Below are 18,580 nucleotides of genomic sequence, written 5' to 3'. Positions count from 1 at the left end.
TCAGTGCCCCTCGTGGCCGGTGGGGGCGGGCGGAGTCTCTTCCGGGGTAGCCGGCATGGAATGACCGGCGTGCGGATCAGAGGCCTCGTCACCATGACCTGCGTGCGGGTCGGCGGCGTCCTCGCCGTGCCCGGCGTGTGGATCCTCAGCGGTGCCCGAAGGCGCGCCGTGTCCTGTGTGACCCTCAAGACCCTGGAGTGCCGACTGCAGGTTGCTTTCGGCGTCGATCAGGAAGTTGGCGGAGACCACGACCTGCTCGCCCTCGGTCAGGCCGTCGAGGATCTCGATGCGATCGCCGCCGCGCCGCCCCAGGCTGACATCGCGCGGTGCGAAGCGGCCAGGGCCGGTCTCGACCAGCACCACCTGGCGCGTGCCGCTGTCGAGCACGGCCGAGCGCGGAACGGTCAGGACCGGTCCAGCCCCCGGCTCCTCCAGCACCACCGTCCCATACAGCCCGGGCCGCAGGTCGCCAGCGGGGTTGGGCAGGGCGATGCGCACATCCACGGTGCGCGTCATCGCATCGATGACGGGCTGCACGAAGGTGACCTCGCCCTCGGCCACCTGGCCCGGCAGGGCCACGGTTTCAAAGCGGGCCGTTTGGCCGGGCTGGATACCCGCGGCCTGCGCCGCCGGCACCTTGGCGATCACCCACACCTTCGACAGGTCCGCCAGGCGCAGGATGGTTTCGCCGGGCTCGAAACGCGCGCCCTGGACCACCGGCTTCTCGATCACGACCGCGTCCGCGGGCGCGGTGAGCACCAGGCCCGTCTTGCCCATCTGCGCGTCACTGATTTCCCAGTTGCGCAGGCGGGTGCGGGCGGCATCGCGCAGGCGGACCATCGACGCCGCGCTCGCGGGATCGGACCCGGCCAGCCTGCGGGCGGTCTCGTCGGCCAGCCGGTATTCCTGCTGCGCCGCGGCCAGCTGCGGGCTGTAGACGGAGAGCAGCGGCTGCCCGGCGCTGACCCGCATGCCGGTCTGGTTCGCGTACAGCCGCTCCACCCAGCCTTCGAAGCGCGGGGCGATCGCGTACTGCCGGGTCTCGTCGACCTCGACCGTGCCGCTGGTGCGCACGGTAGCGGACAGGGCTCCGCGCTTGACCGCTTCGGTGCGCACGCCCAGCGCCTGCACCTTGTCCGGCGGCAGCACCACCGTGCCCGGTGCCGCCGGCGGTGCGTCGTCGGCATAGACCGGGACGTAGTCCATACCCATCGAATCCTTCTTCGGCACCGGCGACGTGTCCGCCAAGCCCATGGGATTGCGGTAATAGAGCACCTTGCGTTCTGCGGCCGGGCCGTCGATCGACGTGCCCGCGGTCGGGGAGTCGTTCGTGGCGCGGCCGGCAATCCAGCCGACGGCGAGGGCGGCGAGTGCAACGCCGATGGCGAGCGACAGGGTCTGGACACGGGTCATCGGATCTCTCCTTCGATGGCGCGCACGGCGGCGGCGCCCAACAGTTCGTCACGCAGTGCATCGACCCGTGCGAGGTCGGCGCCCTGCCATTCATTGAGTGCTTCCAGCAGCGTCCCGAAGTCGACTTCACCGACCTGGTAGCTGGCCAGGGCGGACTGCCAGGTGGCGTCGGCCTGCGGCAGCAGCGTGTTCTCGATCAGTCCGCGACGCTCGCGCGCGTTGGTCCACTGCGACCAGGCGGAAGCGCCGCGTTCCTCGACGGCCCGCAGCGTGGCGTCCCTGCGGGCAAGCGCTGCGTCTTCGAGCAGGCGCGATTCGCGCTCGCGCTCGCGGCGGGCACGCTGCTGGAACGGGATCTCGACCTCGAACATCAGCTCGGTGCTCTCGATGCCGTTGCCGAACTGCATCGCACCCACGCCCAGGGTGATGTCGGGAAAGCGGTTGCGACGCTGCAGTACCACGTTCGTGCGCGCCGCCTCGGCGCGAGCCTGCTGCGAGCGCACCGCGGGATGCGCATCGGCGTCATCCAGTGCCTCGGCAAGCGAGGCGCTGTGGACGGCGAGGCGCGGCGCCTCGTCGGGAGTCGCCAGCGGTGCATCGGACCGGCGCCCCAGCACCGCGTTCAAGGTGGCGGCCGCCTCCTGCTTGGTCGCGAGGCGTTCGATCCGCTCGCGCTGGAGGCTGGTCTGCTCGACCTGGGCGCGGATGGCATCCTGCTGCGCCGCGCGACCCAGGGCGTAGCGCACGCCGGCCATCTCTTCCACCTGGCGGAGCAGGGCGATGCGGCGATCAAGCACGGCCACGGCCTGGTCGGCATGCCAGTAGCGTGCGTAGGCCGCCTCGGCGTCGGCCAGCAAGTCGCGCGCAGTGGTGAGGCGATCGAGTCCGACCGCGACCGCGTCCTGGCTGGCCGCGGTCCGCGCCAGGGCGCGCTTGCCCCAAAGCGGGAGGCGCTGGCGCAGCGCGTAGTTGACCTCGCGCTCGGCACCGGCGGAGCGCCAGGGCTTGTCCGGATCGAGGCCGCGGAATCCAAGGGAAGCCGTCGGGTCGGGTAGGGCGCCCGCTGGCTGGATCCGTGCTTCGGCGGCCTGGGCCTCGAAGTCCATGGCCCGCAATTCCGGGTTGTGTTCCAGAACCCAGGCGCGGATCGACTCGAGGCTGTGCCCCGGGACGGGTTCGGTGGCGGTCACCGGCAGCGCCAGGGCCCACAAGGCGCCGGCAAGCACGCCGGCAAGAAGGTGCCGGAGCGGTGGCAGACGGCGGGACAGAGGGCGAGGGTGCAGGCGCCTGGCCGGCAGTCGGTCGAACGGGGATGCCATATCAGTGTCCTTGGGCCGACGCGACGCAGGTCGCTCGGACGAGGGCAGGAACACATGCCGTGACGCAGCCACGGCGCGAACGCACAGGACTGCGCCGCACAGACGTGCGGAGCAGTCAGCGTCCAGGCATCAGATCAGCAGGAGTGCCGCTGGATGGGCGGTAGGTCGGTGCCAGGCGGGTCTGGGCGGCGAATCCACCCATGTAGCCGTGACACCTGGCGCAGCATCCGCAATCGCGGCGATCGCAAGCCAGGAGAACCAGGCTTCGGCCAGCAGCGGCGGAATCGAAGGGATGCGCCCACTGTCCGCCGAGATGTCACCCTCGGTGCAGTGCGCGTCGCACACTGCCTTGCTCGCTGAGGGGAGCTCGGCATCGCAGCCGTGGCCATGGTCGTGTCGGGTGTCGGTGGCGGCAGCGACAAACGCCGCCGGCGTGACTGGGAGATCCAGGCAATCGCCATGGCCTGCGAGCGCGAACTGGGACCAGAGCAGGGCCACCATCGCGAGGAGGGCGGTGCGCTGGAACAAGTTCCGATGGCGGATGCGGACCATGGCGTGAGCTTACCTCTTACTGGAACCGATGCAATTGATCCAAGTCAATCCTTGGCCAGGCCCAGGGGCTGGCGCGGCACAGATGTGGTCGGCGAGGACGGTACGGCGGCCGACTTGGCAAGGCGAAGGGCGTTGGCCACCACCGACACCGAGCTCAAGCTCATCGCAAGCGCCGCGACCATCGGGCTCAGCAAGATCCCGAATGCGGGGTAGAGCACCCCGGCCGCGACCGGCACCCCCAGCGCGTTGTAGAGGAACGCGAAGGTGAGGTTCTGCTTCATGTTGGCCACGGTGGCCTGGGAGATCTTCCGGGCGCGCAGGATGCCCCGCAGGTCGCCCTTGACCAGGGTGATCTGGGCACTGGACATCGCGACGTCGGTGCCCGTGCCCATGGCGATGCCGACGTCGGCCGCGGCGAGCGCCGGGGCGTCGTTGATGCCGTCGCCCGCCATCGCCACCCGCCGGCCTTCGCGCTTGAGGCGCTGCACCAGCTCGGCCTTGTCCTCGGGGCGGACTTCGCCATGCACCTCGTCCAGGCCCAGCTCGGTGGCCACGGCCCGTGCGGTGGTGAGCCCGTCGCCGGTGGCCATGATGATGCGCAGCCCGGCGGCGTGGAGCTCGTTGATGGCCGCCGCGGCCGACGCCTTGATCGGGTCGGCAACCGCGACCAGCCCCGCCAGGCGCCCGTCCACGGCCAGGAACATGGCGCTCGCGCCCTCGCGGCGCATCCGCTCGGCCACGTCGACGTGCGCAGCGGGATTGGCGCCCAGGTCGTCCATGAGCGCGGTATTGCCCAGCGCAAGCGCATGGCCGGCCACGGACCCGCGCACACCCATGCCGGTCACCGAGTCGAAGTCCTCCACGCGGTCGAACTCGAAGTTCCGGCGTCGAGCCTCGGCGACGATGGCGTCGGCCAGCGGGTGCTCGCTGCCCTGGTCCAGGCTGGCGGCCAGGTGCAAGACCCGGTCGGCGTCGAAGCCCCCGAAGGCCACGACTTCCTTGAAGGCGGGGCGCCCCTCGGTGAGGGTGCCGGTCTTGTCGACGATCAGGGTGTCGATGCGGCGCATGTGCTCGATGGCCTCGGCGTCGCGGAACAGCACGCCCACCTGCGCCGCCTTGCCCGTGGCGACCATGATCGACATCGGCGTCGCCAGGCCCAGCGCGCAGGGGCAGGCGATGATCAGTACCGAGACCGCGTTGAGCACCGCAAAGGTCCAGGCCGGCTCCGGACCGAAGGAGCCCCAGATAAAGAAGGTGGCCACCGCGATCGCCAGCACCGCGAGCACGAACCAGTAGGCCGCGATATCGGCCATCCGCTGCATCGGCGCGCGGGAGCGCTGCGCCTGCGCGACCAGCTGCACGATCTGCGACAGCACGGTGTCGGAGCCCACCTTGGCGGCGCGGATCACCAGCGCGCCGGTGCCGTTCTGGGTCGCGCCGATGACCTGGTCGCCTGCGGTCTTCTCGACCGGAATCGGTTCACCCGTGAGCATCGACTCGTCGACGCTGGAGCGGCCTTCCACCACTTCGCCATCCACCGGCACCTTCTCGCCGGGACGCACGCGCAGGTGGTCGCCGGCGTGGACGTGGGTCAGCGGGATGTCTTCCTCGGTGCCGTCGGCGTTGACCCGCCGGGCTTCCTTCGGCGCCAGGCCAAGCAGGCCCTTGATCGCCGCGGACGTTTTCGAGCGCGCCCGCAGTTCCAGCATCTGGCCGAGCAGGGTCAGCGAAACGATCACCGCCGCCGCCTCGTAGTACACCCCGACGCGCCCATGTTCGGTAAACGACGGTGGGAACAAGCCGGGTGCCAGCGTGGCGACCAGGCTGTAGCCAAAGGCGGCCGCAACGCCAATCCCGATGAGGGTGAACATGTTCGGGCTGCGGTTGCGGATCGACTGCACGCAGCGCTCGAAGAACGGCCAGCCGGCCCACAGCACGACTGGTGTGGTCAAGACCAGCTCGACCCAGGTCTGCACGTCGATCGACAACGGCAGGATCTGCACGTCGCCCAGCACGACACGCGGGAGGTACTGGCCGAACATGGCCAGCACGAGCGTCACCACAGTCAGCGGAAGCGTCCACCAGAACCGGCGCGAGAAGTCGCGAAGTTCCGGATTGTCATCGTCCTCCAGGCTCGGCATTTCCGGCTCCAGCGCCATGCCGCAGAAGGGACAGTTGCCTGGACCTTGTTGCCGGACTTCCGGGTGCATCGGGCAGGTGTAGATGGCGCCGGGCTGTGCCACCTCGGGTTCGTCCTGGGGCGTCAGATAGCGCTCCGGATCGGCCACGAACTTCGCGCGGCATCGCTCCGAGCAGAAGTGGAAAGGTGTGTCGGCGTGGGTCGCATGATGCTGCGTCGTGGCGGGATCGACCTGCATGCCACAGACCGGATCGGTGACCCGTCCATCCGCAGCCTCGACAGGGGCTGCGCCTGCAGAATGGTGATGGTCATGGGACGACGGTGAGTTCATGCCGATGCTCGCTTTAGTGGGGATGGACTGCCAAGGCAGTGTGCCATTGCGGGTTACACAGCTATTCGGGGCTGAGCGTCCCGAGCACTGAAACAACAATCAGGATCAAGATGGCCAGCGCGGCCTCAGCCGTAACACTCTGCCGCAAAGCCCGCACCTCCTGCGCGGGATCTCCGCTGGTCAGCGCTCGTTCCAAGCGCGGCACCAGCGTCCATCGGTGCAGCGCTCCCAAACCCAGCATTCCAGCGAACAGGGCCAGTTTGAACAGCAGCAACTTCCCGTAGGTGCTCTGGAACAGGGCCGAAAACGACCACGCGGTGAGATCCCCGTAGTGCGCGATGCCGGACACGATGAGCGCACCAACGAAGATCGTTCCCAGCGTCGAAAAACCATGCAGAAAGTCATGCGTTGATCGCAGACGCCCGCTGCCGTTCGTCTCTTTGCCGCGCAGCAGCATGGCAAGGAACATCAGGACCGCTGCGATCCAGCCGCCTGCCGCGAGAAGATGGACGATGCCTGCAGCAAGCCGGACCGCGCCTGCCAAGCCCTCGCCAGCGGCGGCGTGGCCGTTCCATGCCAGCGAAGCGAGTGCGCCGCCCGCCAGCATCGCCCCCAGCGGGAAGGCGGTCTCCACCTTCCCGCGGCGACGATGCCATCCGAGCACGAACATCAGGGCGACCAGCAGCGCGCCTCTCGCCATGGCTGCCCGGCCCGCGGACGTCTCGAGCAGATACCAGCCAAGCGATGCGCGATCAACCTCGGCAAGCGGCATTCCCATGATGCCCGCGGTCTTGAAGACGACATCGAGCCCGGTGAGCACGAGACCGGCTACGGCACCCGCCAATAGAACGCCCATGAGTGACCACCCGGCCAAGGCGTCGGCGAGTGCCGATCGACGCGACCCGTACCAACCGAAGAGTGGAACCCCGAAAAGAACCATGATGACAAGGTATTCCAGGAATCTCAGTGCATAAGCCGACAGGTCGAACATTCGCGACTCCTCAGCGCACCGTGAAGCTGAAGCTGCCCGGCATGGGGTGGTTGTCACCACCGACGGCGCGGTATTCCACGGTATAGACGCCCGGAGTCAGCGGCTGGGGCAACTTGGCACGCAGGGTCTTACCGTTGTTGACGATCTCGGTCGTGAAATTCTCGATCGGCATGGTGGAACTGCCGTGCTTCATGAGCAACTTGAGACGCGACGCCCGCGGAATCAATGTTTCGTTGAACACGAGATCGATCTGGCCCGGCGAAGCCACCACCGCATTTGCCGCCGGTGTGGACTGCTGCAGCGCGGCGTGGGCGTGCGCGATCTGCAGGGAGAACTGCCCAGCCGCAATCGCGAGGACGAGCGCGAAGGAGCGAAGGACGTTTGATGATTTCATAGGGATAAATCCTCATTGCGAATGTGATGCAAAGCCCCGTTCGGCGCCGTGCTGTGTTGGATCCGACAAGCGTTAGGTGTCGGGCTGTCACCGAAACCACGGTTGGTCGGCTTTTGATATTTGAGATGAGGATCCCGCCGCTCAGGCGGGATCCTCGACGCGTCAAGCCGCCATGGCGCTGCAGCTTTCCGCGCAACGGCGACAAACTTCGGCGCAGCGCGCCATCTCCGGGTCGTTCATGGCGTCGCATGCTTCGGCGCACTGGCGGCAGATCTCCGCGCAGGCACTGCAAACCACCGAGTGAGCGCTGGCGCCACGCAACATGGCGTCGGCGCTGGTGGCGCAGATATCGGCACACGTCGCCAGCAGGGCGATGTGCTCCGGGGCTGCGTGGGCACCTCCTTTGCTCAGGCAATAGTTGATGGTCTCAAGGCAAATCGCGTGGCATTGCGTGCAGTTGTCGATGCACTCGTTCATGGCCTGAGACCGGTGGTCTTCGGAATGGTGAGTCATGTGGATCTCCTGCTTCATCGCGGACGAGAATCGGCGCGCCCGCAACACCGCCCCCTGTTGCTCTTGCGGATCAATGCTGTGCGAAGGGTTCGGTGGTTCCGTCGTGATGGACCAGCTCGACCGTATACGGCTGCTGGCGTCCTTCCGGGACCTCCATGCCCGGCGAACCGAGCGGCATTCCGGGCAGGACCAGGCCGCGTGCGTCCGGCTTTTCTTCGAGGAGGCGCTTGATGTCCTCGGCCGGGACATGGCCTTCGATGACGTATCCGTCGACCTCGGCCGTGTGGCAGGAGCCCTTTGCATAGGGGACACCCAGGCGCTCCTTGACCGGACCCAGGTCATCCATGTCATGCACATCCACGGTGAACCCCGCCTTCTTCACGTGGTCGATCCAGCTACCGCAGCACCCGCAGGTCGGGGTCTTGTGGACGGTCATGCGTGGCAGGGCGGCTGGAGTCGCGTCGGCTGTTTCCGGGACGACCTGTGCAGTGGGCGCGATGGTGGATTGCGCGGGTGTAGCCGCTTGGGTGCAGGCACCCAGGCCGGCGACCGCAAAAGCCGCCCACGCCAGTCGGTTCAATCTGCAGGTTTTCATTTCTGGTTCTCCGCTTAGCGCTTGGTCCGCGAAGACCAGTGGATGTGGGCGATCCGCCAACCGTCGGTGGTCTGCTTCAGCACCATGGTCTCGGTGCTCTGGACGGTCAGTGGCTTACCGTCTTTCTGGGCGTGCAGCTCGCTTTCGGTTCCGACCCATGCGAACTCACCAGCGGTGCGTGCACGCTGACGGAGCAGCTGGCGATGGGCGCCCTTGAGGAATGCCGCATCGCTGACTGCGTGATGACCCAGATATTCCTCGCGGCTGCGCTCGGCACCCCCGGACTCGAGGATGAGGACGTCGGCAGCGAGCAGGGCTTCGACCGTGGCCAGATCGCCGCTAGACAGGGCCCTGTTGAAACGCTCCGCTACGGCGACCGCGGCCTCTGCAGTGACTGGGACGTCGACGTCCGCAGATGCCGCGGCAGCGGGGTGATGTGCGTGCGGCTGTGTCGCCTGCGCCATTGCGGGGGACACGACGGCCAGTGCCAGTGCGAGGGTGAACGAGATTGCTGTTGCGTTCATTGCGTGGGCTCCAAGGAGATCAATGGGTGTGCGCATGGCCGTCATCGGCCACGGGCGTGTGTGGTGCAGGGTGCGACTCCACCTTGCCGTCGGGATGGCCGTGGCTCACCAACCCGACTTCCGTGTCGCTGGGTGTCGGGCCGTGGTGATCGTCGTCCACGCCCGGCGGGTGCGCATGCGGCATGGAGTTGTTGCCCGGCTCGAATAGGGCAGGGTGATCCTCGGCCTTTTCGTCGTCATGGTGGCCTTGCGTCTCGCCGCCGCCATGCGAATGACCATCACTGCTGGCCACCAACGCCTGGTAACCGGCCTTGTCCAGCGTGGGCAGCTTCTGCAGGAAGGCCGACATGTTCCAGATGAACTCATCGTCCATGCTGCCGCCCCACGCGGGCATGCCGCTGGCCTTGATGCCGTGCTTGATCACCCAGAACGCCTCAGCTGGAGCGACCGACTGTTTGCTTAGGTTCGGTGGCGCGGGGTACAGGCCCTTGCTCATCTCGGTGGCCGCCGCCTCTGGCGAAAGATGGCAGGTCACGCACATGGCGTTGTAGTTGCCCGCACCCTGGCGGATACGCTCAGGATCATCCAGGTTCGTGGGCACCTGAAGCTTGGCGGCGCGCACCTCAATGGAACGCTCGCGCGCCGTTTCAAGTAGCGCATACACCGGGCGACTATGCGGATCGTCGGCGGCCACGTTGTACACGCCCAGAGAGACCGTGGCAGTTGCCGCGACCGCAACCAATCCCACGCCGGCACCGAGCCATACCCACATCCTTTTGTTGGATTTCATTGTCAGTTCCCCTTAGAACCAGGTACGAAGGCCGATGACCAAGCGCGTGTCTTCAAAGGACTCGCCATGCTCGCGTCGCATGTCTGCGGTATTGCCAAACGCGCGCTCGTACACCACGCCGATGTAGGGAGCGAACTTTCGGGTGAACTCATAACGAAGTCGTAGCCCCGCCTCAGCGGTACTCAGACCCGAACCTATCCCGCGCAATGGATCGTTCTTGCCATAGGCGGTGACTTCCACCAGCGGCTGCAAGATCAGCCGGTTGGTTAGCAGCAATTCGTACTCGGCCTCGACATTGGCGGCAGTCTGGCCCCCTTCGCCGAGATAGGCTGTGGCGGACACTTCGAACTTCATCGGCGCCAAGCCCTGTACACCGATAGCGGCGAAGTTTTGAGATGCCCCAGGCTTGAAGTCATGACGCACACCGGCCACCACATCCCACCACGTGGAGATACTGCGGCCGTAGAGCACTTCCAGATCAGCCGACTCGGTCTGACCATCCGTGCGTTCGCCTTCACTGCGGAGCCAGACGCGATTGAGGTCCGTACCGATCCAAGCCTGGCCCTCCCAGCCCAGCCCGGTGCCCGGATCGGCATCCCAGGCTTCCAGGCGATTGAGCAGCACGTAGCTCTTGATCGAGTTGTCATGCACCGGATGCGCGTGTTCCGGCGCGATGGCCGCCTTGCGATCCGCGTCCGTCACCGCGGGTATCGGGGTGCGCGGCTGCGTTGGCACTGCAGGCCCGTGTCCCATCTGACTGTGGTCCATGCCCTGCATCGACTGTGTCTGCGCTTTGGGCGTTGCGGGCGTGCTCGGAGGCGCGCCGTGCCCCATCTTGGAATGGTCCATCCCCTGCATCGCAGGCGTGGCCGTACTAGAGGTGTCGGCTGCAGCGGGCTGTGCCATCTGACTGTGATCCATGCCCTGCATCGACTGCGCCTGTGCTGTGGGCGCCGCAGGTGTGCTCGCGGGCGAGACGTGCCCCATTTGCGAATGGTCCATGCCCTGCATGGCAGGCTCGGCTGCTTTAGCCTGCGGCGCGGCGTGGCCCATCGTCGCATGATCGATCGTCGCTTCGCTCGGCTTGGCCGGTGTTGCAGGCTTTTGGGCTGGCGCAGGTTTTGATGTCGGCGCCTGTTGTGCAGAGTGATCCTGAGTCTGGGTCTGCGCGCCCTGCTCCATCGGCATGGAGCCGTGCTGCATGGATTGGGCGCTGGCCGCATTGGCCAGGGCCAGCGAGATAGCCAGCGTCAGCGCAGTCAGGGTGGTATCGCGTCTATTGATGTTCATTCGTCGACCCTCACCGTGCGCATCATTCCGGCTTCCATGTGATAAAGCAGGTGGCAATGGAACGCCCAGCTGCCCAACGCATCGGCACGCACGCGATACGTGCGTCGGCTACCCGGCGGCATATCCACCGTGTGCTTGCGCACCATGAAGTTGCCGTTGTCGTCCTCCACGTCACTCCACATGCCGTGCAAATGGATGGGATGGGTCATCATCGTGTCGTTAACCAATACGATGCGCATACGCTCGCCGTAGTTCAGCCGCAGCGGCTTGACATCGGAGAACTTCTGACCGTTGAAGCCCCAGGAGAATTTCTCCATATGTCCGGTCAGATGCAGCTCGATCTCGCGACCGGGGTCGCGTCCGTCAGGGTCTTCAAAGGTGCTCTTGAGCATGGAATACGTCAGTACATGACGGCCGTTATCGCGCAGGCCATTACCCGGATCATCCAAGCGCGAACTCACGCTCATGGCCTGGTTGTCCAACAGGGGATTGTTGGTCTCGCTGGCAGGGTGTGATTGCATGCCCCCGTGCTGCATGCCTGCCATGGCACCATCGCCGGCGGCGGGCATCGCATGGCCTGCATGGGCCGAGGTCGCGTTACCGCTGGCAGGTGGGGTCATGCCAGGCATGCCCATGGCCGCACCACAGCCGCCTTCCATGCCCTTGCTGCCGCCAGACATATCCATCGATCCATGATCCATGCCCATGTCTGCCATCGTCAGCAGCGGCCGGGGATCCACAGACGGAACGGGCGCGCGTAATCCTTCGCGCACGGCGAGCGTGCCGCTGACGTAGCCGGTGCGACCGGAGTCTTGGGCAAAGATGGTGAATGCGTCCTGCCCGGAGGGCTCCACGATCACATCGAAGGTTTCTGCTACCGCGATGCGGAACTCGTCGACGGAAACCGGATGGACATACAAGCCATCTGCTGCCACCACGGTCATCTTTAGCCCCGGAATACGCACATCGAAGTACGTCATGGCAGAGCCATTGATGAAACGCAGGCGCACCTTCTCGCCACTGCGGAACAAACCGGTCCAGTTGCCCAGCGAGGTCGTGCCGTTCATCAGGTAGGTGTAGGTGTTGGCGTTGACGTCGGACAGATCCGTGGGCGTCATCCGCATCACGCCCCACATCTTGCGATCTTCCAACGTGGCCGACAGGCCGTTGCGCTTCACATCGCGCGCAAAATCGCCGACCGTGCGCTTGTAGTAATTGTCATGGCCCGGCATCTTCTTCAAACGATCGAACAGGGCCGTCGGGTCCAGGTCTGTCCAATCGCTCAGCATCACGACGTAGTCGCGATCGAAGCTGAAGGGCTCCGGCTCCAATGGGTCGATGATGATCGGGCCATAGAGCCCGGCTTGTTCCTGGAACCCCGAGTGGCTGTGGTACCAGTAGGTGCCGCCCTGATGCAGGGTGAACCGGTAGTGGTAGGTCTCACCACGTCCGATACCGTCAAAGCTCAGGCCCGGCACGCCGTCCATGTTGGCCGGCAAAATGATGCCGTGCCAATGGATGGAGGTGTCCGCGCCATGGAGGGAGTTAGCGGGCAATGCATTGGAGACACGCAGGTTGACCGTGGTGCCTTCCCGCCAACGCAGCAACGGCGCCGGAACGGACCCATTGACGGTGATCGCGGTGCGGGTCTTGCCGGTGAAGTTCATCGGCGTCTCGCCGATGGTTAGGTCAAACTCGGTGCCCGATAGTACGTTGGGTTGTCCCGGGCCCTTGAGCGCCCAACTGGCTTTGGGCCAGAAACCTAATCCTGCGACTGCGCCTCCCAAGGCCAAGCCCTGGACAAATCGCCGCCGCGAAGGTAGCAGCGGCGGTCCACCGTGTGGACCACGAAAATCATCATGCGACATGAAAATGCTCCAAGCGTCGTGTTGCCACCGGCGGGCGGTGGTACAGAGCGGGCGGCTGGCCTATAAATAGGCATGCAAGCCACACCAACGGCGCCATTGCGGCGCTTAGGGACGCTTAGCCGATCGGTGGTCGGATCAGATGAGGCAAGGCAGGTGCCGCATGCCCTAGGGGCAGCGGCATGACATCCAGGCCCAAGGCCAGTTGCACCGAAACATGCAGGCGCGCCGGAAGTGCGCTCGCGCACGCGTGTACGCAGGCGCACCGGCACGCAGAAGACTTGCAACAGTCGGGACCGGCATGGTCGCCATGCCCAGTGCCAGCCCTTTCAATCGAGGTGGCATCGGGATGATTCTCAGCACTGTGATGGGCGACGCAGTCTTCGTCGCCTTGCACCGCGGCAGCCACTTCGCTGGCCTGCGCTTCCATGGCCGGGTTCATACTGATCGACGCAAATGCCGACCACGCGCCGTTAAGCACGAGCATGACGATCAGGAGCAGTCGCAGTAGAAGTGAGGAGGCTGACACGGGCGACATTGTAAATCACTTTAGACAAGGCGCGTGTGTATCGGTCGTGAACAAAATCTCAAGTAGGCCTGAGATGCCGCCACTTGTCAGTCGCACTAGTCACGGCCACTGCAGCTCCCTCCAGGAGCGCCCAATGGGCGGGTTGAGGCGAAGGGTTGCCCATAGGGCTAGCGCTTGTTCGGTTTACTTCTCGGGTGTGGCCTCGATCAGCTTCACCAACTCCCGCTTCTGCTGCTTGCTTAGCGAGCCCCAGCGCAGGAGCAACTTGGCCAGCAGATCATCGTCGGTGTAAAGGAAGGCGGCGGGGATCCCCAACGCTTGGGCCAACCGCTCAGCAGTCTCCAGCTTGGGCTCGTGCTTGCCACGTTCGTACTGGTTGACTCGGGGGCTGGCCACGTAAGGATCCAGACCGGCCCGGATGCCCAACTCCTTCTGCGACAAACCCGTGTGCAGGCGGGCTTGTTGGAGGCGTCGAGCGAAGGTCGGTGTTGAGTCGACGGACAAAGTCACGCGCACCCCCCATGGAAACCCCATAAGGATGGCGGATGTGGGGTTAAGCCGAGATACGTGCAAAAATGCCCCCCAGAATTTTTTTTTCTTCCGTGAAATCATTTGGTTGCCGGATTTTTGTTGGTACCTGAACTGTCGGCGCGATCGGGCCGCAACTGCGCCAGCAACTGCTCCAAGGTGTCCTGGCGCACACCGGCACGCAACGCTTCGGCCTCGGCTTGTTCACGCCGTTCTCGCTCCTTGGCCAAGTCGGCGTGAGCATTGGCCAGCTTGACCCGTGCGCTCTCCAACGCTTGGGCGTCCTGGGTCCAGCGTGCCAGCAAGGCCTGGTACTCCGCAGCCGTAAGCCGCAGCGCGTCCAGCTCCTTCCGCTGGTCGTCCGCAGCTTGCCGCACCTGCGCCAGTTCCCTCTCTAGGCGGCTGTGGCGTTCCAGCCACTGCCCGTTGTCGCGGTTGAGCTGAACCAGTTCGTGGTTCTTGGCGGTCAGCGCCTCGTTGGCCTGGCGCAGCGCGACCTGCAGTTCCTGCACCTGGTGCTCGTGGCGGCGCTGTTCCTGTTCGCGTTGGTCCTTGACCGAGGTGCGGTAGTGCTCCAACGCCTCGCGAGCATGCTGGTGCTTCTGCTCCAGCGACTGGGCATGCGCCTCGTGCTCCGCCAGCCGCGCGGTCAGTCCCGCGATCCGTTCGCCGAGCTGCGCGACCTCGGTGACCCGTTCGGCCAAGGCCTGCTGGGCTGCGGCGTGGGTCGTCTTTTCTTCGCGTAAGGCAGTTTCAATGCGCTGAAGCTGCGCGCTCAGCGTGGACGCCTCCTGCTGGGTGCGTTCCAGCGCCTCGCTACGCTCCTGCAAGTGCGCTTCGAAGCGCTGCCGGGCCTCGGCGATTACAGCCTCGGCCTCCTCGTGTAGGCGACCGGCAAGCCGACCGACCAGGTCCTGTAGCGCGTCGCTGACCGCGACCTTGGCGCCAAGGCCTTGCCCTTCATCTTCTTCCAGCTCCTTCAGGTAGCGGTGAATGGTTGTCTTGGAGCCGGTGTTGCCCAGCGCCACCCGCACCGCGTCCACCGACGGGTGTTTGCCCTGTGCCCGCAGCGCATCGCGGGCCTTCTGGATGTCGCTCTTGTACAAGCCGCCGCGTGCCATCGCACTCTCCGACTATTTCGTAATGTATTACATACCACGTAATTACATACCAATCAAGTTACACTACTCGCCGAGTACGGGTCGTATCTAAAGGCGGGATAATATTGAATTATCCCGCGTAACCAGCGTTTCGGCCATTTCAAGTCGTCAAAACAGTACGAAACCGCCCAAGGCTGGCGATCCCTGGGTAGTATGGCCCAGAGCGGAAAGGAGGCCAGCCGGGGTGCAAGCAGGCGCCGCCACCGAACTCGTTGGCCATCAAAGGACTGTGCATGCCGATCGAACGTATCGTCATCGACAATTTCAAGTCGTTTCGCCATCTGGACCTGCCCCTCAACGCCCACATGAACCTGGTGGTGGGCGACAACGAGGTCGGTAAGTCCACCCTGCTGGAGGCCATCCACGTGGTGGTCACCGGGCAACTGCATGGGCGCAATCTCGCCTACGAGCTCACGCCCTACCTGTTCCACCAGCCCGCGGTGCAGGAATATCTGGCGACCCTTGCTGCAGGCACGCCGGCTTCGCCGCCACGGATCTCCATCGAAGCCTATCTGGGCGCAGATGTCGCGCTGGCGTCGTTGCGCGGCACCAACAACTCCCTGCGCTTGGATACCGCCGGCATCCGGCTGCTGGTCGAGCTCAACGACGACTACCGCGAGGAGTTCAACGCCTACCTGCAGCAGCACCAGGGTGCGGTCAGCCTGCCGGTGGAGTACTACACGGTGCGCTGGTATTCCTTCGCCAACAATGGCGTCACCGCTCGCAGCATTCCGTTCGATTCGACCATCATCGACACTCACGGCATCAAGACCTTGTCCGGTGCCGATCGCTATATCGCCGGCATCATCGATCAGGCACTGACGCCTGCGCAGCGCGTCTCGCTGTCGTTGAGCTTCCGCCGCATGCGGCAGAGTTTTTCCGAAGAGGCGGACGTGGCGGCCATCAATGCGTACCTGACCGAGCACACCGGGGACATCAGCCACCGGGCGCTGACGGTGGGTGTGGACACATCGCCGCGCTCAACATGGGAAACCAGCTTGTCACCTTACCTGGATGAGCTCCCGTTCACCCAGGCCGGCAAGGGTGAGCAAAGCGCGGTGAAGATGAAGCTGGCGATGCACGCGGCCGGCGCTGCCCACGTGCTGCTGATCGAGGAGCCGGAGAACCATCTGTCCTATTCCAGCATGACCCAGCTGATCGACAAGATTGCGGCCCTCTCCACCGCCCAGCAGGTGATCATCGCCACCCACAGCAGCTTCGTGTTGAATAAGCTGGGCGTGGACAACGTGATCCTGTTCAGCGCGCAGGGCCAGATGAAGCTGGACCAGCTGCCGAGCGATACCCATGACTATTTCATGAAGCTGCCGGGCCACGACACGCTGCGATTGATCCTGGCCAAGCAGGCGATCCTGGTGGAAGGCCCTTCCGACGAGCTGATCGTGCAGCGCGCCTACAGCGACCACCATGGCGTGGCGCCGATGGCTCGCGGCGTAGACATCATTTCGGTCAAGTCGCTGGCATTCAAGCGCTTCTTGCAGATTGCAGATCGGCTGAAAATCCAGGCCAAGGTGATCACCGACAATGATGGCGATATCGCCGTTGTGCAGGAGCGCTATGCCGAACACATCAACGCGATCTATTACGATTCCGACGAAAGCGCCCCATCGCTGGAAGAGCAGCTGATCAAAGCCAACTCGCTGGCCGAACTCAATACCGTGCTGGGCAAGACGTTTGCCGATGAGGTGGCGCTGCTCAAGTACATGAAGGGCCATAAGACCGATACGGCCCTGGCGATCTTCAACAGCCCGCACTCGATCAGGTTCCCGGACTATGTCCAGCGCGCCATCACCTAACCGGGTCCTGCTTTCGGCGGCCGGCTCGGGCAAGACCACCTTGCTGGTCCGGCAGGCCCTGGAGCGGCCTGGGCGTCGCATCGCGATTGTCACCTACACGCTGGAGAATCTAGAAGAGATCCGGCGCTCGTTTGAGGTCCACGCCGGTGCGGTCCCCGTGCATGTCACTTTGCACAGCTGGTATGGCTTCCTGCTGTGCCAGTGCATCCGCCCGTACCAGGCAGCGCTTTGCCCTGAGCCTCGCATCGAGACCATCCTGTTCGTAGAAGGTGTCACCAATAACAGGGCCCCACGCACCCAGGTGGCGCGCCACTACTTGGCAGGCAACCGGATGTATTCGGACCGGGCGGCCGATTTCGCTGTGCGCTGCGATGAGCTCACCCAAGGTCAGGTCATGGCACGCCTGGCGGCCATGTACGACGAGCTCTACATCGACGAAGTTCAGGACCTCGCCGGCTTTGATCTGGATCTGGTCGAGCGGCTGTTGAAGAGCGGCATTGCCATCACGTTGGTGGGTGATACGCGGCAGGCGACGTATGCCACCAACTATGCTCAAAGGCACAGCCAGTATCGTGGACCCAATCTGGCAGCGCTGTTTCAGATTTGGGAGGCGGACGGCTTATGCCAGCTGGATCACCGCCTCATCAGCCTTCGCTGCGTCCAGGCCCTGTGCGATATGGCGGACACGCTCTATCCGCAGATGCCGCGAACCCAATCAGGCAATGGCGAGGTCACCGGGCACGATGGCATCTACCTCGTCGCTCCAGCGGATGTTGAAGCGTACATGCAGGAGTTTGCGCCCACCGTGCTCCGGCATGACCGGCGGCAAGCGTGCGACGGACTACCGGCCGTGAACTTTGGGCAGTGCAAGGGCCGCACCTACAGCCGGGTCCTCATCTTTCCGAACGGCCCGCTGACACAGTACCTGCGCACGGCAGATGCAGCGCGTATCACCGCCCCACCAAAGTACTACGTGGCCTTCACCCGGGCGCGGCAAAGCGTGGCCTTTGTGTATGCCGGCGCGTGCGCGTTGCCGGGTTATCAGCTCTATGCGCCCGCCAACGCAGACGCATAGAGCCACGGGCGATCACATTTTCTTCAAGGGCGCCGCGGTGGGCTGTGGTGGCACCGGACCCGGGTCGTTGAAGCACAGCATGACCTGATCGATGTCAAATTGATCGGCCAGCACGCGGGCGATCACCGCATGCACCAGGTCCAGGTCGACCGAGGGCGCAGCGACGGTGATGGTGGCCGCGATCGCACGACCGCGCTCTTTGGCGGGGACTAGGCGCAGGTCATCCACCGCTTTCACGCCGGGGTCGGTAAACATCGCCGTACGCACTTGTTCCAGCTCGGCTTCATTCATGTTGGCGGTGACTCCAGGGAATGTGATTGTCAGGCGGGATAGGTCTGAATCTTGCAATCAAAAAACACCGGCCTTGCCAGCAAGGTTGGTAGGCGGGGGACAGGCTCCGGCCGATGACGACTGTCGCCAGCGACCGCTGCAACCCTGAGCGCGCATCTTTGAGGCTCCGGTGGGCTTCGGGCGCATTGAAACCAGAAGTCGCCACCACGGACCTACCTCGGGGTATTGCTTCCGGCCGGTAGAAGACCTCCACAAACGTGATCTCGATGCGCCACCTCTCACAGAGCGAGACTGACGACGGGTGGTCCCATCCGCCCTTGCGTCATATTTGTCGCGCTCGCAGTTGTCAAGAATTAGCCTCCATGATTTGGATTGGTTGATCGGATCCTATTTCCTGCGAGGCTTGGGTAATCCCCCCGCAAAACCAGCGCAGTGAGAAGTAGAAGTTTTCGAAGGAAAATTTCTA

The 18,580-nt window shown here is 64.7% G+C and carries 18 protein-coding genes; 2 read left to right on the top strand and 16 right to left on the bottom strand.

The features are described from left to right. The 15 genes from ARC78_RS12325 to ARC78_RS12255 all read right to left on the bottom strand — a co-directional run bounded on the left by ARC78_RS12325 (position 1) and on the right by ARC78_RS12255 (position 14,895). Positions 1–1,413, bottom strand: a complete 1,413-nt coding sequence (locus tag ARC78_RS12325) for an efflux RND transporter periplasmic adaptor subunit (protein WP_017357198.1) — start codon at positions 1,411–1,413, stop codon at positions 1–3. After that, the gene (locus ARC78_RS12320) at positions 1,410–2,732 is read right to left on the bottom strand and encodes a TolC family protein (protein ID WP_239503521.1); all 1,323 of its coding nucleotides are present in this window, start codon (positions 2,730–2,732) and stop codon (positions 1,410–1,412) included. The genes ARC78_RS12325 and ARC78_RS12320 overlap by 4 nt, the downstream gene beginning before the upstream one ends. 129 nt (positions 2,733–2,861) lie before the next feature. Then, positions 2,862–3,284, bottom strand: a complete 423-nt coding sequence (locus tag ARC78_RS12315; RefSeq protein WP_049404632.1) for a hypothetical protein — start codon at positions 3,282–3,284, stop codon at positions 2,862–2,864. A 44-nt stretch (positions 3,285–3,328) separates the two neighbouring features. Continuing rightward, positions 3,329–5,755, bottom strand: coding sequence for a heavy metal translocating P-type ATPase (locus ARC78_RS12310; RefSeq protein ID WP_275043995.1), 2,427 nt, complete (start codon positions 5,753–5,755; stop codon positions 3,329–3,331). A 61-nt stretch (positions 5,756–5,816) separates the two neighbouring features. After that, positions 5,817–6,746 (bottom strand): copper homeostasis membrane protein CopD, encoded by a 930-nt coding sequence (gene copD, locus ARC78_RS12305; protein ID WP_017354978.1) that lies wholly within the window; start codon positions 6,744–6,746, stop codon positions 5,817–5,819. A gap of 10 nt (positions 6,747–6,756) precedes the next feature. Next, positions 6,757–7,140 carry a copper homeostasis periplasmic binding protein CopC gene (gene copC, locus ARC78_RS12300; RefSeq protein WP_017354979.1) on the bottom strand — a complete coding sequence of 128 codons (384 nt, stop codon included), beginning with the start codon at positions 7,138–7,140 and terminating at the stop codon, positions 6,757–6,759. Positions 7,141–7,302: 162 nt separating this feature from the next. Beyond that, a complete protein-coding gene (locus ARC78_RS12295; RefSeq protein WP_017354980.1) occupies positions 7,303–7,671 on the bottom strand; it encodes a four-helix bundle copper-binding protein in 369 nt (122 codons plus the stop codon). A 52-nt stretch (positions 7,672–7,723) separates the two neighbouring features. After that, entirely contained in the window at positions 7,724–8,248 is a 525-nt protein-coding gene (locus tag ARC78_RS12290; RefSeq protein WP_229301210.1) for a DUF411 domain-containing protein, read from the bottom strand. 14 nt (positions 8,249–8,262) lie between these two features. Next, positions 8,263–8,772 (bottom strand): nuclear transport factor 2 family protein, encoded by a 510-nt coding sequence (locus ARC78_RS12285; protein WP_026070602.1) that lies wholly within the window; start codon positions 8,770–8,772, stop codon positions 8,263–8,265. A gap of 19 nt (positions 8,773–8,791) precedes the next feature. Beyond that, positions 8,792–9,562 carry a c-type cytochrome gene (locus ARC78_RS12280; RefSeq protein WP_026070603.1) on the bottom strand — a complete coding sequence of 257 codons (771 nt, stop codon included), beginning with the start codon at positions 9,560–9,562 and terminating at the stop codon, positions 8,792–8,794. A gap of 12 nt (positions 9,563–9,574) precedes the next feature. Further along, positions 9,575–10,852 (bottom strand): copper resistance protein B, encoded by a 1,278-nt coding sequence (locus ARC78_RS12275; RefSeq protein ID WP_017354984.1) that lies wholly within the window; start codon positions 10,850–10,852, stop codon positions 9,575–9,577. Next, positions 10,849–12,720 (bottom strand): copper resistance system multicopper oxidase, encoded by a 1,872-nt coding sequence (locus ARC78_RS12270; RefSeq protein ID WP_017354985.1) that lies wholly within the window; start codon positions 12,718–12,720, stop codon positions 10,849–10,851. The genes ARC78_RS12275 and ARC78_RS12270 overlap by 4 nt, the downstream gene beginning before the upstream one ends. A 115-nt stretch (positions 12,721–12,835) precedes the next feature. Beyond that, positions 12,836–13,255: a CopL family metal-binding regulatory protein gene (locus ARC78_RS16385; RefSeq protein WP_080354476.1), complete on the bottom strand. Its 420-nt coding sequence runs from the start codon at positions 13,253–13,255 to the stop codon at positions 12,836–12,838. Positions 13,256–13,429: 174 nt separating this feature from the next. Further along, positions 13,430–13,780 carry a helix-turn-helix domain-containing protein gene (locus ARC78_RS12260; RefSeq protein WP_049404629.1) on the bottom strand — a complete coding sequence of 117 codons (351 nt, stop codon included), beginning with the start codon at positions 13,778–13,780 and terminating at the stop codon, positions 13,430–13,432. A 74-nt stretch (positions 13,781–13,854) separates the two neighbouring features. Continuing rightward, positions 13,855–14,895, bottom strand: coding sequence for a DNA-binding protein (locus ARC78_RS12255; protein WP_017354988.1), 1,041 nt, complete (start codon positions 14,893–14,895; stop codon positions 13,855–13,857). Positions 14,896–15,167: 272 nt separating this feature from the next. Between ARC78_RS12255 and ARC78_RS12250 the strand changes: the two genes are divergently transcribed. Together ARC78_RS12250 and ARC78_RS12245 are read left to right on the top strand one after the other, a co-directional pair. Continuing rightward, on the top strand, positions 15,168–16,748 hold the full coding sequence (locus ARC78_RS12250) for an ATP-dependent nuclease (protein WP_017354989.1): 1,581 nt from the start codon (positions 15,168–15,170) through the stop codon (positions 16,746–16,748). Beyond that, the gene (locus ARC78_RS12245; RefSeq protein WP_017354990.1) at positions 16,726–17,823 is read left to right on the top strand and encodes a UvrD-helicase domain-containing protein; all 1,098 of its coding nucleotides are present in this window, start codon (positions 16,726–16,728) and stop codon (positions 17,821–17,823) included. Before ARC78_RS12250 ends, ARC78_RS12245 begins: the two co-directional genes overlap by 23 nt. Positions 17,824–17,835: 12 nt before the next feature. Here ARC78_RS12245 and ARC78_RS12240 read toward each other — a convergent pair whose 3' ends face one another. After that, positions 17,836–18,114, bottom strand: a complete 279-nt coding sequence (locus ARC78_RS12240; protein WP_027080079.1) for a hypothetical protein — start codon at positions 18,112–18,114, stop codon at positions 17,836–17,838. Positions 18,115–18,580 lie beyond the last annotated feature (466 nt).

It is taken from the genome of Stenotrophomonas pictorum JCM 9942 (genome assembly GCF_001431585.1).
Taxonomy (GTDB): Bacteria; Pseudomonadota; Gammaproteobacteria; order Xanthomonadales; family Xanthomonadaceae; genus Stenotrophomonas; species Stenotrophomonas pictorum.
The sequence above is the reverse complement of the archived record's forward strand: the minus strand, read 5'-3'. Positions and strand labels throughout refer to the sequence as shown.